Raw genomic sequence first — 15,516 nt, forward strand, 5'->3', positions numbered from 1 at the left:
GGACCGGAGACCGGGGGAGTGGCCGGGAATACGACCACGTGTGTGAAAGCGAAGGGGACGCTGGTCGGGCAGGCGTTACGACGTGGCCCCGGAGACCTTCACGGGCTCGGCGGCGGTGTCGGTGGACGCCGGTGTCGCCGACGCGGCCGTCGTGACGACGGGCCGGTGACGCGGGAGGAAGGCGGCGAGGGCGAAGGCGAGGAGCGCCGCGCCCGCGCCGATGGCCATGACCGTCCTGAAGCCGTTCTCGGACGGCAGGGCGGTGGTGCCGAACGTGGTGGTCATCTGTGCCAGGACGACGCCGGCGACCGCGCTGGCGATCGATGTGCCGATGGACCGCATCAGTGTGTTGAGGCTGTTCGCGGCGGCCGTCTCGGACGCGGGCACGGCGCCCATGATGAGTGCGGGCATGGCGCCGTAGGCGAAGCCGACACCGGCGCCGATGACGCAGGACACCAGGACGAGGTGCCAGATCTCGGACATCAGCACGATGTTCAGGCCGTAGCCCGTGGCGACGATGGCGGCCCCGAGCATCAGGGTGATCTTCGGGCCCTTGGTCCTGGAGATGGCGGCGGACAGCGGCGCCATGGCCATCATCACCAAGCCCTGCGGCGCCAGGACCAGGCCGACGGTGAGCATCGACCTGCCGAGGCCGTAGCCGGTGGCCTCGGGCAGTTGCAGCAACTGCGGCAGGACCAGGGACATGGCGAACATCGAGAAGCCGAACGCCACCGAGGCGAGGTTGGTGAACAGCACCTGGCGGCGGACCGTCGTACGCAGGTCCACCAACGGCTGTGCGGTGCGCAGTTCGTACCGGCCCCACGCGAGCAGGGAGACGATCGCGACGGCGAGCAGGCCGAGGGTCGTCCCGCTGGTCCAGCCCCAGTCGGCGCCCTTCGAGACGGCCAGCAGCAGGGACACCAGGGCGGTGGCGATGCCGAGCGAGCCGATCAGGTCGAAGTGTCCGCCGGTGCGCACCTTCGACTCGGGCACGAGCACGAGGACGAGCGCGAGGGCGACGGCGCCGAGGGCGGCCGATGTCCAGAACAGCACGTGCCAGTCGAAGTTGTCGGCGATGAAGGCGGCGGACGGCAGACCGAGGGCGCCGCCGACGCCGAGCGACGCGCTCATCAGCGCGGTCGACCCGGCGAGACGCTCCGCGGGCAGTTCGTCGCGCATGATGCTGATGCCGAGCGGGACGACGGCGGCCGCCAGCCCCTGGAGAGTCCGTCCGGCGATCATCGGGATCAGGGAGTCGCTCAGCGCGCAGACCACCGAACCGGCCACCAGCAGGACGAGGCTGACCAGCAGCAGCCGGCGCTTGCCGAACATGTCGCCGAGGCGTCCGGCGATGGGCGTGGCCACGGCGGCGGCCAGCAGGGTGGCGGTGACCGCCCAGATGGCGTTCGACGCCGAGGCGTCGAGGAGCCGGGGAAGCTCGGGGACGATCGGGATGACGAGGGTCTGCATGAGGGAGACCACGATGCCCGCGAAGGCCAGAACCGCCACCACGGCGTTCGGCCTCGGTGGGGCGGAATCACCGGCCCCGGCGGGACGGGCGAGTGTGTTGGGCATGGAGTGGCCTCCGTCGGGCGACTAGTTTGCTTGACTCACTCAACATATACAGATTGGTTGACTTAGGCAAGCTTGTCGCCTCAGTATGCCAGAATCTTGATTGACTTAGGCAAGTTATGTGAGAGTGATCGCATGCCCGCGCCATCGCTCGCGGAAGAGCCCGCGGAGGCGTCCGGGCCGGGTCCGTCGTCCGGGCGCGAAAGCCGGGGGGACGGTACGGCTCACGGAGCAACAGTTCGGCCCGATGGTCCGCGGCGCCACACAACGACGTACAGAACGGAAGCGCATGTCCATCCTGGCCCGGCCCGCGGTGGCCTCCTTCGTCGCCAAGGCGATGCAACGCGCCGTCACGGCGGCCCAGCGCGGCAACGGACGTGGCGGCAAGGCTTCTTCACACGCCCGGTTTCCGGAGTACCCGCGCCACACGCGCGAGTTGACCATTCCGACCTCGGCGGGCCCGGCCAGGGCCATCGTGTACACGCCCGCGACCGAAGGCGCCCCCACGCCTGTACACGTCAACTTTCACGGCGGCGGATACGTCATGCCGCTGACGGAGATGGACGATCCGTTCTGCCGGTATCTCGCCGCGGAGGCGGGCGCGACGGTGATCAATGTGGACTACGTCCTCGCTCCGCAGCACCCGTTCCCCGGCCCGCCCCATCAGGCCTTCGAGGTGGTCCGGTGGATCGCTTCGCACGGAGCCGGGCAAGGCTGGGACGGCAGCCGGCTCTCCGTGGGCGGGCAGAGCGCCGGAGGCGGTATCGCCGCGGCCGTGGCGCGCCAGGCCCTCGAACAGGGCGGGCCCCCGATCGCCCTCCAAGTGCTCCACTACCCCCCGCTCGACCTCGCCACGAGCGCCGAGGACAAACGGGCCGCCATCGCCAAGCCGGTGATGCGCCCATGGATGGCGGAGGTCTTCGACACCGCGTACGTGCCGGAGCCGCGGGAGCGTCTCGATCGCCTGGTCTCACCGGCGAACCCGGCAGACACCGCGGACCTTGGCGGAATGGCCCCGGCCCTGGTCATCACGGCGGAGTTCGACCTCCTCAGGGCGGAAGGCGCGTACTACGCCGACCGTCTCCGGCAGGCCGGCGCACTGGTCGAGCACTACGACGTACCCGGAGCCGACCACGGGTACGACGGCAAGGACGACGAAAAGGCCCGGCAGGTCTATGCGCTCGTCGCACGCCATCTGAAGCGGGCCACGAACCCCAAGGCCACCGAGCCCGCCGAGCCGCGCATCACCGAGTGACGCGCGTCAGGGACGCTACCGCCGGGGCTGATCGGTCCGCGCCGCGTTCTTCTCCTTGATGCGGACCGTTTCCTTGCGGACCTCGGCCTGGGTGGCGCGTTCCCGCGTCAGCCAGTCGGGACTCTCCTGCTTCAGCGCGTCGATCTGCTCAGTGGTGAGGGCGTCCGTGACTCCGCCACGTGCGAGACCCGAGATGGAGACGCCCAGCTTGGCCGCGACCACCGGCCGGGGATGCGGGCCGTTGCGCCGCAGCTCCACCAGCCACTCGGGCGGATCCGTCTGCAGCGCGCTCAGCTCGTTGCGCGAGACGACACCCTCCTGGAACTCGGCGGGGGTGGCTTCGAGGTACACACCCAGCTTCTTCGCCGCGGTCGCGGGCTTCATTGTCTGGGTGGTCTGGTGCGACGTCATGGTGTCAAGAGTAGCGAGCGTGTGCGAGACCTCCGACCACGGCCGGTAACCTTGCGGGGTGACAGGCTCGGAAGTACCCCCTTCGTTCCGGCTCGCTTATGTCCCAGGGGTGACGCCCACCAAGTGGGTGCGGATCTGGAACGAGCGGCTGCCCGACGTCCCGCTGACCCTCGTCACGGTGGCCGCCGCCGAGGCGCCCGACCTGTTGCGCGGCTCAGGCGCCGACGCGGGTCTCGTACGGCTGCCGATCGACCGGACGGACCTCAGCGTCATCCCTCTCTACACCGAGACGACGGTGGTGGTGATCCCGAAGGATCACGTCGTGGCGGCGGTCGACGAGGTGTCCGCCGCCGATCTGGCCGACGACATCGTGCTGCATCCCCTCGACGACACCCTCGACTGGGAGGGTCGGCCGGGACAGTCCGCGAAGGAGCGTCCCGCCACGACGGCCGACGCCATCGAACTGGTGGCGGCGGGCGTCGGACTCCTCGTCGTTCCTCAGTCGCTCGCCCGCCTGCACCACCGCAAGGACCTCACGTACCGGCCGGTCACGGACGCCCCCGAGTCGCGCATCGCGCTGTCGTGGCCGCAGGACGAGACCTCCGACCTGGTGGAGGACTTCATCGGGATCGTCCGGGGGCGGACCGTGAACAGCACACGGGGGCGCGCTCCGGCCCCGGCACAGCCGAAGAGCAAGCGCCCCGACACCGGCGGCGCACGGCGGAAACCGGCGGCCGGCAAGTCGTCGGGCAAGCCGTCCGGCGCGTCGGGCGGCGCGTCGGGCGGCAAGAACCCCCGGAGCGCTTCCGGCGGAGCCAAGGGCCCCAAGCGCGGCAAACCCCGTCGCCGGTCGTAGGTACTGTCCGGCGGATCGCCCCGGGTCCTCCAGGCCGAGGGGCGACCACTCACCAAGGCCGGCCTGTTCGTCTCCCGGCTCCAGCGGTGGCCGGCCCGGCGGACACCGGCATCCGCGGCCCCGACGAGGATCTAATCGGCGGAGAGCTTGGTGTCCGGTACGCGCCACGCGGCGATCACGAAGGCCAGCAGGGTCACGGCCGCGCCGGTGAGGAAGACGACCTGTAGCGCGCTGACGTAGCCCTCCAGGAAGGGCATCGCCACCCGTGCGTCGAGGGTGTGCAGGAAGGCCGAGTCCTCCAGGTTCACACCGCCGTCGGCCCGCAGGACGCCCTCCAGCGCGCCGGCGTTCGTCGGCTCCTCGGTGAGCCGGCGGAACGACGGCTCCTGGAAGGAGGTGGTCAGCCGTTCGGCGATCCGTGAGCCGGCCAGGGAGAAGAAGATGGAGAGGAACGCGGCGGCGCCCACCGTGCCTCCGTTGGAGCGGAAGAAGTTCACCGACGCGGTCGCCGCGCCCATGTCCCGCCGGGGTACTTCGGACTGGGCGAGCGTGGTGATCGTCTGCATCGCCGCGCCCAGGCCGGCCCCCATGAAGAGCATGCCGATGGAGACGTACCACAGCGGACTGTCCACCCGCAGCGTCGCGAAGATCACCATGGCGACGGTGAGGGAGCCGATGCCCGCCACCAGGTGGACCTTGAACTTCCCCGTACGGGACATCAGCCGGCCGACCACCAGCGTCACCGTCACGTTGGCCACCACGGTGGGCAGCGTGGCGAGACCCGCCCCGATGGGGCTCATGCCCTGGGCGAGTTGGAGGTACAGCGGGAGCATCGTCATCGCACCGAACATCCCGATGCCGACGACGAAGTGCAGGACGCTGCCCAGGCGGAACGCCTTGATGCGGAACAGCCGCAACGGCACCAGCGCGGCATCGCCCATCCGGCGTTCCAGCAGGACGAAGACCACCAGGCCGACCAGCCCGACGGCGTACAGGGCCAGAGCGCGGGGCGAAGCCCAGCCCCAGCTTCGTCCCTGCTCGGCGATGACGAGCAGCGGGACGATGCCCAGCGCCAGCGCCACCGCCCCGCCGTAGTCCAGCCGGTGCCGTACGGGCTGGTGCGGTACGTGCAGTACGCGCAGGATCACGACGATGGCCAGCGCCGCCAACGGCACGTTGATCAAGAAGATCCAGCGCCAGCCGTCCAGACCGAGCAGGGTGGTGCGTTCCGCGAACACCCCGCCCACCAGCGGGCCGACGACACTGGAACCGGCGAAGACCGCCGTGATGTAGCCCTGGTAGCGGCCACGCTCACGCGGCGAGGTGATGTCGGCGATGATCGTCATGGCGAGGGACATCAACCCGCCGCCACCGAGGCCCTGGACCGCCCGGAAGGCGGCGAGTTCGTAGATGGAGGTGGCGAATCCGCACAGCAGGGATCCCACGGTGAACAGGACGATCGCGGCCAGGTAGACCGGCCGACGGCCGTAGATGTCGGAGAGCTTTCCGTACAGCGGCGTGGCGATGGTGCCGGCGACGAGATAAGCGGTCGTCACCCAGGCCTGGGCGGTGAGTCCGTGCAGGTCGTCGGCGATGGTGCGCAGCGCGGTCGAGACCACCGTCTGGTCGAGTGCCGCGAGGAACATTCCGAGCATCAGCCCGGACAGTACGGTGACGACCTGCCGGTGCGTCAGCCGGGCAGGCGCTTCAGGTTCGCCGTGCGGGCCGTCCGCCGTGTCGCGCGGCGTGGCGTCCGGGGAGGTCACTTCGTCCGCCCCGCTCATGCCGCGATGCCGGGGCGGGCGGGGGCGGTGGCCGGCCGGTCCGGCACGAGCGGCCTCCCCTTCGGCACGGCCCCGGTCGCCGGGAGGAATCGAGTGCCCAGGCCCGCGGCCGGTATCGCGGCCGGGATGACCGTGGGGGGTGAGGACGTCATAGGAACCTTCTTTGCCGCACGTGCGTGCTCCGTGCTCGGGATTCGGGGAGGAGAGGGGAATGCGGAGTGGGCGGCCGGGGCCCCGTGACCCCGCGCCGGGCGGCGAACCCGGCGCGGGGCCCGGGGCCCCGGCTCATGACGTGTCCTATCCGGCGAGCTTCTCCAGATCGGCGACGGCGTTCTCGACCTCCGGCAGCGTCAGCATCGCCAGACGCGCCTGGCGCGCCCTCGCGGTGATACCGGAGTCGGCCAGCACCTCACGGCAGACCGCGGTGATGCCGTCCGGCGTACGGTCGGTGATCTCCCGGCCGATCCCGAGTTCCTGGACGCGCCCCGCGTTTTCGTGCTGATCGCCGAACTGGGGCAGCACCGCCAACGGCGTGGCCGTGCGCAGTGATTCCCGGATGCTGTTGAAACCGCCGTGGGTGAGGAACAGGTCGACGGATTCCAGCAGCAGCGGCTGCGGCAGCCGCTCGGTGATGTGGACGTGCGGCGGCAGGCCGTCGGTGTCCGCCGGGAGGCCGGAGGTCGCCACGATGACGGTGCACTCGTCCAGCTGTGACGCCGCCTCGATGATCGTCCGCAGGGTGCTCTCGGGGTCCGGCATCCGGAAGGGCATGTCCGGAGCCTCCTTGTCGCTCTTCCTCTCGTGCATCATGGGGAGGGCGGTACCGAGGGCGGCGAACACCAGGGGGCGGTCGGTGGGCAGTTCGGCGACCCACGGGGGCAGGACGGAATGGCGGTCCACGGTCACCGTCTGCCGGTACGCCAACGACGTCGGCAGGTGCTTGGCGAAGGAGAAGGCCGGCGGGACGTAGTCGACGCGCCCGTGCGGGACGATGGACAGCGGGTCCTCGTGGGTGGGCAGCCCGTGCTCCTCCCGCAGGGCGTTGAGGCCCGGCAGTATCGCGGCCGGGTCGAAGGTGTTGCTGGCCCCGGAGGGGGTGGGCAGCTGCGGGATGCCGAGCAGTTCGCCGATCAGGACGCTGCTCATGTCCATGCCGTCGCGAAGGATGACATCGGGGCGGAAGTCACGTACCAGGGGGAGCGTGACGTCCAGGATCTCCTTCGCCACCGGACCGGACAGGGCCTTGGCCATGATGCGCATCATCAGCGCGCTCTGCTGTCTGTCGTCGAGTTCCGGCTGGTCGGCGGCCAGTTCCTTCATGGCGTACAGCGCTGCGGAACCCGGTTCGAAGTCCTTGATGGAACTCGTCACGCGGACGTCGTCGTGTTCGAAGACCGAGGCGGTGGACGGGGTGGTGGCCGCCAGCACCTCGTGGCCGGCCGCGGCGAGGGCTCGGGCGAGGGGCAGTTGGGCACGCCCGTGTGAAGGGCTGCCGAGGGTGGTGAACAGTATGCGCACGAATAAGCCTTTCTTCGAGGGTTCTTGCCGCGAGGGGGAGGGCCGGTCCGTGGTCAGCCCGCCATCGCGAACGAACGGCCGATGCCCTCCCAGGACAGTGCGGCCCGGTGCAGCCGGGCCGGGTCGAGGAGGTTGCGGAAGTCGTAGACGACCGGGGTCTCCAGCAGCCCGGCGACAGCTTCCCAGTCGAGATCGCGGAATTGCGGCCACTCGGTGAGGATGACGCAGGCGCGGGCCTGCTCGAACGCCTTCTCCGGAGTGTCGACGATCGTGAGCAGATCGCTGAGGTCGGGGCGGGTCTCGCTGAGGGCGGGGTCGTACGCGTAGAGCTCGGCGCCACGCGCCTTGAGCAGGCGGGCGATGGCCAGGGCGGGTGAGTCGCGCAGGTCGGAGGTACCGGCCTTGAAGGACAGGCCGAGCAGGGCCAGCCGTACGCCGTGCAGCGAGCCGTCCCCCGGCGAGCATCCGGCCACCACGCGCTCGACGAGCCGGCGCTGGTGCTCCACGTTGGTCTCGATGGTGGCCCGCAGCAGCGGGAACTCCACGCCGGACTCCTCGCAGACGGTCAGCAGCGCGTGGGTGTCCTTCGGCAGGCAGGAGCCGCCCCATCCGGGTCCCGGGTTGAGGAACGCGTCGCCGATGCGCGGATCGTGGCCTATACCGGTGATGACGTCGTTGACGTCCGCGTCGAAGCGTTCGCACAGCGTGGCCAGGTTGTTCGCGAAGGACAGCTTCATGGCCAGGAAGAAGTTCGCCGCGTACTTGGCGAGTTCCGCGCTGGCGGCGTCGGTGAGCACCAGCGGGGCGTCGAGTTCGGCGTACAGGTCGGCGACGCGCTGCGCGGCGGCCCGGTCGGCGGCGCCGACCACGATGCGGTCGGGGTTGAGGAAGTCCCGTACCGCGTGCCCCTCGCGGAGGAACTCCGGGTTGCTCACCACCGTCACGTCGGGACGCCCGAGCAGCGCCGCGACGCGCTCGGCGGTGCCGACCGGCACCGTGGACTTGTTGACCACGACGGCTTCGTACGGCAGGACCGTACGGATCTCGTCCGCGACGGCCTCGACCGCGGCCAGGTCGGCGGCGCCGCCGACTCCCATCGGGGTCGGCAGGCAGAGGAACACCACGTCGGCGTCGCTGACGGCGCCCGGGGTGTCCTGGACGAACTCCAGGCGGCCGGAGTCCAGTCCCTCTCGGACGAGTTCCGGCAGACCGGGTTCCAGGATGTCGACCTCCGCCCGCCGGAGCCGTTCGACCTTGTAGGGGTCGGCGTCCGCGCAGACCACTCGGTGGCCGAGGGCGGCCAGACAGGCGCCGGTGGTCAGTCCGACGTATCCGGTTCCAATGACGGCGACGTGTCGATCACGCACAGTTGATCACCACTTCTGCTGAGTTCGGGGGCGGGCGCGTGGCACGTGAACCGATATCGGCCCTTCCGGCGTGCGTCGGACACCGTCGTCCGGCCGAGGGAGTGGGAAGGGAACGTCCAAGGTCACCGCCCGTTGATCAAAAAATATGGTTGCTTCAGGCATGAGTCAACGTTTGGTGACAACGTTCGATGACTTTTGGACATGAGAGAAGCTGGGTCGACAGCATGTGCGGCATGATCAAGGCGGAGGTATGACAGGTGAACAGTCCGGAGAAATCGGAACAGGGCGGAATCTGCGCCCGGCAGGCCCGTAAACATGACGCGGCGGGCACGCGCGCGGCTCTGGTGGGCGCCGCCGCCCTGCGTTTCGGGAGGTATGGCTACAACGGCACCAGTGTTCGAGACATCGCCAAGGAAGCCGGAGTGGACGCCGCCCTGGTCTACCGCTACTTCGGCTCAAAAGAAGCACTGTTCGAGGCGGTGACGACGCGTACCGCCATGTTCGAGCAGCTGCGGCACCTGCCGCTCGAGGATGTGGCGGTGTGGGTCCGCGACTTCATCTCCAACGCGCCCAGTGAGGACGAGGTCCCGCATCCGGTGCTGTCGGTGCTCCGCTCCTCCAGCCGGGAGGAGGCCGTCGGGCAGCTCCGTGACGAAATCACCGAAGTCTTCTCGGAGAGCTTCGCCAAGCGCCTCGACGGCCCCGACGCCGAGCTGCGGGCCGAGTTGCTGTCCGCCTGGCTGCTCGGCACCACCCTGATGCGTATCGCCATCCGCACCCCGGCGCTGGTCGCCGCGTCGGACAGCACGCTGCTCACCTATCTGCGGGCGGGAATCGACCCACTGCTGAGCCCGCCCTGCGGCTGCTCCCAGCGCCCGGCCGAGGGGCAGTGACACCCGCGACCGGGTCAGGACACCGGCGCGGTCGGTGCGTTCGCACCTGATCCGGGGCGCTCGCACCTGAAAGGACCGTACCGAAGCGGACATCGCGCGGCCCGCGTGCCTCCCACGACGCCCCGGACCTGCTTGCGGCCGGCGACCTGAGCGTTGCCCGGCCGGTCAGGACCCGGTGGCGGCGGCCGCCGCGCGTCCCGCCTGACGGCCGGAGAACAGACAGCCGCCCAGGAAGGTACCCTCCAGGGACCGGTACCCGTGCACCCCTCCGCCGCCGAACCCCGAGACCTCGCCGGCCGCGTAGAGACCGGGGACCGGGGCGCCGGCACTGTCCAGGACACGACCGGAGAGGTCGGTCTGGAGCCCGCCGAGGGTCTTGCGGGTGAGGATGTTGAGGCGTACGGCGATCAGCGGTCCGGCACTGGAATCCATGATCTTGTGCGCCGTGGCGGTGCGGCTGAGCAGATCCCCGCTGTACCTGAGCGCGTTGTGGATCCCCATGACCTGGACGTCCTTGGTGTACGGATTGTCGATCTCCCGGTCCCGGGCGTCGATCTGCCGTTTGAGGTCGGCCAGATCGATCAGGCTCGTACCGGTCAGCCTGTTCATGCCGGCGACCAGTTCGGGCAGGGTCGACGAGACGACGAAGTCGACACCGTTCTTCTTGAACTTCTCGATCGGTTCAGGGGTCTGCCAGACGCGCGAGAGGGTCAGCAGGATGTCCTTGTTGGTGAGGTCCGGATTCTGCTCGGATCCGGACAGGGCGAACTCCTTCGCCATGATCTTCTGGGTCGTGACGAACCAGGAGTAGTCGTACCCGGAGTCGGTGATCGCCTTCAGCGTGCTGAGAGTGTCGTATCCGGGGAGGTTGGGGGCGGCGAAGCGTTTGCCCGTGGCGTCCAGCCACAGGGACGACGGGCCCGGCAGAATGCGGATGCCGTGCTTGGCCCAGATCGGATCGTAGTTCCGCAGCCCCTCGGTGTAATGCCACATCCGGTCGGGGTTGACGATCCGTCCGCCCGCCTCCTCCGTGATCGCGAGCATCCGGCCGTCCACGTACGCGGGCACCCCGGAGATCATGCTCTTGGGCGGCGAGCCCAGACGGGCCGGCCAGTTCTGCCGGATCAGGTCGTGGTTGGCGCCGATGCCACCGGAGGTGACGATCACGACCGGGGCGCGCAGCTCGAATTCGCCGACCACCGTACGGGAACTGGCGGTGCCACGCGGGGCGTTGCTCGGCTCCAGGACCGCGCCGCGTACGCCGCTGATGGCGCCGCCGGTCCGCACCAGTCCGTCGACCCGGTGGCGGAACTTGAAGGTCACCCGGCCTCTGGCCGCCGCGGCCCGTACCCGCTTCTCGAACGGTTCCATCACCGCCGGGCCCGTCCCCCAGGTGACGTGGAAACGCGGCACCGAGTTGCCGTGCCCGTCCGCCAGTCCACCGCCGCGCTCGGCCCAGCCGACGATCGGGAACCAGCGCACCCCCTGCTGGTAGAGCCAGGACCGCTTCTCCCCGGCGGCGAAGTCCACGTAGGACTCCGCCCACTTGTAGGCCCAGTAGTCCTGCCCGCCGGGATCGGTGGTGCCCCGGTCGAACCCTGCCGTGCCCTGCCAGTCCTGCCACGCCAGTTCGTGAGAGTCCTTGATGCCCATCAGCCGCTGCTCGGCGGAGTCGACCAGGAACAGCCCGCCGAACGACCAGAACGCCTGCCCGCCCAGATTGGTCTCCGGTTCCTGGTCCAGCAGAAGCACCTTGCGGCCCGCGTCCGCCAGTTCCGCCGTCGCGACCAGGCCCGCCAGCCCGCCGCCGATGACGATCACATCCGCGTCCGACGACTGGGCGGCGAAGGCCGGCATCGCCTGTGAGAAGGCGGCCGCGCCGGCGATCACACCTCCCGCCACCGTCAGTGCGCGGCGGCGGCTGAACACGGCCGGGTCTGCTGCTTTCTCCATGGGGGGTGCCTTCCGAAGGGGGAGCGGCGGAACACGCCCCGGCCGGGGCCGGATCGGGGTGCGAGGAGGCACCCGACGATCGCGCGCCCGCGGGCGCGCGGAGGGTGTTGTCCCGATGGGCGTGCTGTTACTGTGCGGTAGCTCACAGCTAATCAGGTCGCCACAGAAGTGCGGTAGTGGCCGGGCGCCAACGCATCCGCTCCGCCGTTGTAGCCCGGCGACAGCGCTCGGACGGAGAAGGGCGGGCCTCTCATGACCGTCACCCATCAGCGCGAGCCGGTCACCGAGATCCTGTGTGCCATGGCCGTCGACGCGGACGTGTGCGGGGAACTCGTCCGCGCGGCGAGGGCCCACTCGCCCGAGGTGGCCCGTCTCACCGAGGCGGCGAGTCACCGGCATGTCGCGGCCATGATCAGCGCGGCCGGTGAGTGGTTCGGCACCTTCGGCCGGGTCGAGGAGCAGGACTTCACCGCCGCCCTGCTGCTGGGCGCCGACCGGGCGGGCCAGGGCATCCCGATGACCGCCGTGCTGCGCGGTGTCCAGGCCGCCCTCACCCGCGCGGTGGAGATCACCGTCGACCGCTGCCGGTCCGCCGGGGTGCCCGACGCCGTACTGCTCACCGTGGTCCTGCGGTTGAAGGAGTACGGCGACACGGTCGAGCGCCATGTGGTCCACGGATACCGCAGCGCGGAGCGGGGAATTCCGTACGCGGCGGGCGAGTTACGGACGAGACTGCTGCGGCAGTTACTGGTGGGCGGGGTGACTCCCGCCCCCGAGGGCCTGGCGCGGATCGGCATACAGCCGGACGGTGTGCGCCACTGCCTCGTCTCGGACGCCCGTGACCCCGCGCGCACGCGCCTTCTCGCACAGCGGCTCTCACCACTGCGAGGGGTCTTCGGTCTGGTCGAAGGGCGTCTGGTGGGCGTGTGTCCCCGTCCGCCCGGGTGCGAGGAGATCGGGGCGAGCGCACCGGACCCCGCCCGGCCGGTCTTCACCGGGCCCGGGGCGAGACCGGCCGGAGCGGACCTCGTGGTGGTCTCTCCGGCCGTTCCCCTGGACGCACTTCGCCCGGTGTACCGGCTCTGCGTCCGCGCCCTGGACATCGGCGGACAGCGAGGGAGGCACGGACTGTACGATCTGACCGATTTCGCCGGTGAGATCGCCCTGGCCGACCAGCCGCTCCTGGGCTCGTACCTGAGCGGCAGACTCCTAGGCTCCCTCGATCAGTCGGACGCCTTCCACCAGCAACTCGCGCTCACCGCACTGACGTTCCTCGACCACGGCCGACGCCTGGACCAGACGGCGGCGACCCTGTTCACCCACCCCAACACCGTCCGCTACCGGCTCGGCCGGCTCCAGCAGATCACGGGGGAATCGCTGACCGACCCCCTGCCCGAGGGCCGCTCCGGGCCGCTGGGCACCCTGCACTGGTGGTGGGCACTGACCACGTGGCTGCGGGCGGCCCGGCCCTGCCCGGATCCGGACGCGTGCGGTACGACCGAGCCACACGGCTCCTCGCCGGCTTCCTAGGAGTTGTCCGGCCGGATCATGTCACTGCCGGGGAGCTTGCCGCGGCACGGAGAGGCACGGGACCTGCTGGATCTGGAAGCCTCCGGTTGCCCCTTTCGGCATCGGCATGGAAGTCCGGGGGCAGCGGGGGCCGGCCGGCCATCCGCTCCCGACTCGTACGCCGGCAGAAATGTGGGCGCTTTGCCGCCTTGGCGGTGAAATCGGCCACCCTAATGGGGTAATGCCCGACAGATAACGGGATAGTACATTAGGGATGGCAACGAAGAAGACACGTGACTGAGCTTCAGGTATTCCTCTGTCCGAGCGCCCAACGCGGTTTGCCCAGTACCAGGAGCAGTACCAGGAGCAGAATCGCGAAGAGAGCCGACATGGCCGCTTCTGTTTCCCACCCCAAGGACATGACCGGCTGCGGGCACACGTAGCTGGATGACGATCGACGTCATGTCAGCCACGGCCCGGCGAGCGGTCCGCCGGACGGTCTTCTTCCGCTCCCCGATTGCGCGGCCGACTTCAGGTGCGCCGGTATCCCTCAACGCGCCTGCCCGCTCGACTTTCATCCGTTTCGGCCGACGAGCCGGCGCACCCCCCCGTGCCCCCACCGCGCCAAAGTGGCACGGGGCACACCGTCACTGCCACCACCCCACCTCACAAAAGGAGTTGGCCCATGAGTGGATGCGGCTGCGGGCAGTCCCCCATCGCCATCGGCGGCTGTCAGCCCTCCAAGCCGGCCTGTCCCCCTGTTGCTTGTCCCGGCTCCAAGCCGTGCGAGCGCGAGCACTGCGAGACGATCCCACTGCGCGACTCCGCGCCGTATCGCCTCGCAGCGACCGCGAGCAGCACCGACCCGACGCCGTACTACACCATCGCCAACACCCATGCCGCACTGGACCCTGTCGTCGCCCAGACCATCCTGAACAGCGGCACGGGCACGTTCCCGGCCGACGACGGGACGCACAACGGCCAGCACACCTGGCTCGCCGGCGTCGTGCACATCGACCCCACGTCACTGCGCGGCAACCCCACCAGCGTCACGATCAGCGCCTCGGTCCATGTCCACAACGACGGCAGGAACACGGCCTGTCGGCTCTACGGCCGCTTCGCCCTGTGGAACGGCACGACCCCGATCCGCACCGATCTCCTGGGCCCACCCGATCTGCCGGCGGGTGCTGACGACAACGGCGTCATCCCACCGACCACCGTGTCCCTCGCGGACGTCCTCGCGGGAAAGATCGTCGTCGAGCTCAACCTGGAAACAGGCAACGACGACACCTGCCGGGTCGGCCCCAAGCAGTGGACCGTCGACAGCTTCGTCCTCACCGTCCGGGCGTCCGCCCCGGGCTGCGGCAGACCGTTCCTCCGTACGACCTGCCGTAACTGCGACGGCGCGGTCACCTGCACGACCGACACCCTCGACGGCTCGACTCCCTACGCCGCGGTCCCGCCGGTCATCCCGGTCGCCTCCTGCCAGGACGGATGCGCCACCGCCCGCCCTCCGTGCATCTCCACAGACCGGGGCAACGCCATCACTCGGGGCAGCGACGGGTGTCTGTACGCGCCCGACACGCCTGCTCTGGACCCGTCCCCGTGCAACGCCGCACGGAACACGACCGGTGGGCTGCTCGTCCCGCGGATCGACGTGACGGGTATCGCTCCGGGCGGCAACAGCAGCATCGAACGGTCGGTGGACATCGACGTCACCGGGACGCCCGGCTGCCCCGAAAGGTGGGAGATCGGCGCCCGCCTCACACCGGTGAGCGCGTTCCTCAACGCCGAGAGGCAGCACGCCAACCTTCTGGCCCGGACCGGTACCGACGTGCCGATCCCCGAGTCCGACATCGTGCTCCCGGAAGCCGGGGTGTACCACATCGACAGCGATGTACGGTACGCGCTCGGTTCCGCCACCGGCGGCAGCGGCTACATCATCGGCTGGCTCAGGGACGAGACCACGGACACCCTCCTGACGAGCTTCACCCAGATCGCGGCGATCAACGCGGCGAGGCAGGAGCAGCAAGGCGGGACCACACACATCATGACCGAGTACCCGGTCGCCTCCGGCCCCCGGACGGTCCGCCTGCACCTGATGTTCGTCCTCACCGGCGGCAAGATCTCCAACGCCGAGGCCGGCGGCACCGACAGCAATGGCGCAACCCGGATGCGCTTCCTCAAGGTCAGGGATTAGGACGTCGCTTCGTTCGGTGGTGGGCGTCAGCCGAGTGACGGTGTCGCGCTCGGAGACGCGGTCGAGCGCGACGATGGGTGGTGGTCAGTAGCTCTACGGACATGTCACTACCGCCTCGTATCGCTGGGATTCCGGTACGGCGTCAGTGGAGGTCGACGTAGGGAGGGCTCGCCGACCACCTCGCGCTGCCGGGGTTGT

The 15,516-nt window shown here is 69.8% G+C and carries 11 protein-coding genes and 1 pseudogene; 5 read left to right on the forward strand and 7 right to left on the reverse strand.

Annotated elements, in window-relative coordinates; all coding sequences use genetic code 11:
• Positions 1 to 75 precede the first annotated feature (75 nt).
• The gene (locus ACIOJD_RS14085; RefSeq protein WP_401912477.1) at positions 76 to 1,575 is read right to left on the reverse strand and encodes an MFS transporter; all 1,500 of its coding nucleotides are present in this window, start codon (positions 1,573 to 1,575) and stop codon (positions 76 to 78) included.
• A gap of 286 nt (positions 1,576 to 1,861) precedes the next feature.
• Here ACIOJD_RS14085 and ACIOJD_RS14090 point away from each other — a divergent pair, with 286 nt between their 5' ends.
• Positions 1,862 to 2,827, forward strand: coding sequence for an alpha/beta hydrolase (locus ACIOJD_RS14090; protein ID WP_401912480.1), 966 nt, complete (start codon positions 1,862 to 1,864; stop codon positions 2,825 to 2,827).
• 15 nt (positions 2,828 to 2,842) lie between these two features.
• On the opposite strand, the gene ACIOJD_RS14095 is transcribed toward ACIOJD_RS14090, so the two are convergent.
• Positions 2,843 to 3,238, reverse strand: a complete 396-nt coding sequence (locus ACIOJD_RS14095; protein ID WP_401912483.1) for a DUF5997 family protein — start codon at positions 3,236 to 3,238, stop codon at positions 2,843 to 2,845.
• A gap of 58 nt (positions 3,239 to 3,296) precedes the next feature.
• Here ACIOJD_RS14095 and ACIOJD_RS14100 point away from each other — a divergent pair, with 58 nt between their 5' ends.
• Positions 3,297 to 4,094 carry a LysR family substrate-binding domain-containing protein gene (locus ACIOJD_RS14100; protein WP_401912485.1) on the forward strand — a complete coding sequence of 266 codons (798 nt, stop codon included), beginning with the start codon at positions 3,297 to 3,299 and terminating at the stop codon, positions 4,092 to 4,094.
• A gap of 131 nt (positions 4,095 to 4,225) precedes the next feature.
• Here the strand turns inward: ACIOJD_RS14100 and ACIOJD_RS14105 are convergent, their stop codons facing one another.
• From ACIOJD_RS14105 to ACIOJD_RS14120, 4 genes and pseudogenes are all read right to left on the reverse strand, one after another.
• Positions 4,226 to 5,878 carry an MDR family MFS transporter gene (locus tag ACIOJD_RS14105; protein ID WP_401912487.1) on the reverse strand — a complete coding sequence of 551 codons (1,653 nt, stop codon included), beginning with the start codon at positions 5,876 to 5,878 and terminating at the stop codon, positions 4,226 to 4,228.
• A 29-nt stretch (positions 5,879 to 5,907) separates the two neighbouring features.
• A pseudogene (locus tag ACIOJD_RS14110) lies at positions 5,908 to 6,030 on the reverse strand (UTP--glucose-1-phosphate uridylyltransferase); the annotation flags it as partial.
• Between the two features lie 145 nt (positions 6,031 to 6,175).
• Positions 6,176 to 7,396 carry a glycosyltransferase gene (locus ACIOJD_RS14115; RefSeq protein WP_401912490.1) on the reverse strand — a complete coding sequence of 407 codons (1,221 nt, stop codon included), beginning with the start codon at positions 7,394 to 7,396 and terminating at the stop codon, positions 6,176 to 6,178.
• A 53-nt stretch (positions 7,397 to 7,449) separates the two neighbouring features.
• Complete coding sequence (locus ACIOJD_RS14120; RefSeq protein WP_401912492.1) at positions 7,450 to 8,763, reverse strand: UDP-glucose dehydrogenase family protein; 1,314 nt, start codon at positions 8,761 to 8,763, stop codon at positions 7,450 to 7,452.
• A 257-nt stretch (positions 8,764 to 9,020) separates the two neighbouring features.
• On the opposite strand from ACIOJD_RS14120, the gene ACIOJD_RS14125 reads away from it, so the two are divergent.
• A complete protein-coding gene (locus ACIOJD_RS14125) occupies positions 9,021 to 9,656 on the forward strand; it encodes a TetR/AcrR family transcriptional regulator (RefSeq protein WP_401912494.1) in 636 nt (211 codons plus the stop codon).
• Positions 9,657 to 9,821: 165 nt separating this feature from the next.
• On the opposite strand, the gene ACIOJD_RS14130 is transcribed toward ACIOJD_RS14125, so the two are convergent.
• Positions 9,822 to 11,609, reverse strand: coding sequence for an FAD-binding dehydrogenase (locus ACIOJD_RS14130; protein WP_401912497.1), 1,788 nt, complete (start codon positions 11,607 to 11,609; stop codon positions 9,822 to 9,824).
• Positions 11,610 to 11,861: 252 nt separating this feature from the next.
• Here ACIOJD_RS14130 and ACIOJD_RS14135 point away from each other — a divergent pair, with 252 nt between their 5' ends.
• Both ACIOJD_RS14135 and ACIOJD_RS14140 read left to right on the forward strand, forming a co-directional pair.
• Complete coding sequence (locus ACIOJD_RS14135) at positions 11,862 to 13,139, forward strand: PucR family transcriptional regulator (protein ID WP_401912499.1); 1,278 nt, start codon at positions 11,862 to 11,864, stop codon at positions 13,137 to 13,139.
• Between the two features lie 664 nt (positions 13,140 to 13,803).
• Positions 13,804 to 15,318, forward strand: coding sequence for a hypothetical protein (locus tag ACIOJD_RS14140; protein ID WP_401912502.1), 1,515 nt, complete (start codon positions 13,804 to 13,806; stop codon positions 15,316 to 15,318).
• Positions 15,319 to 15,516 lie beyond the last annotated feature (198 nt).

Source organism: Streptomyces sp. NPDC088116 (assembly GCF_044741745.1).
In the GTDB taxonomy this organism is placed as follows: domain Bacteria; phylum Actinomycetota; class Actinomycetes; order Streptomycetales; family Streptomycetaceae; genus Streptomyces.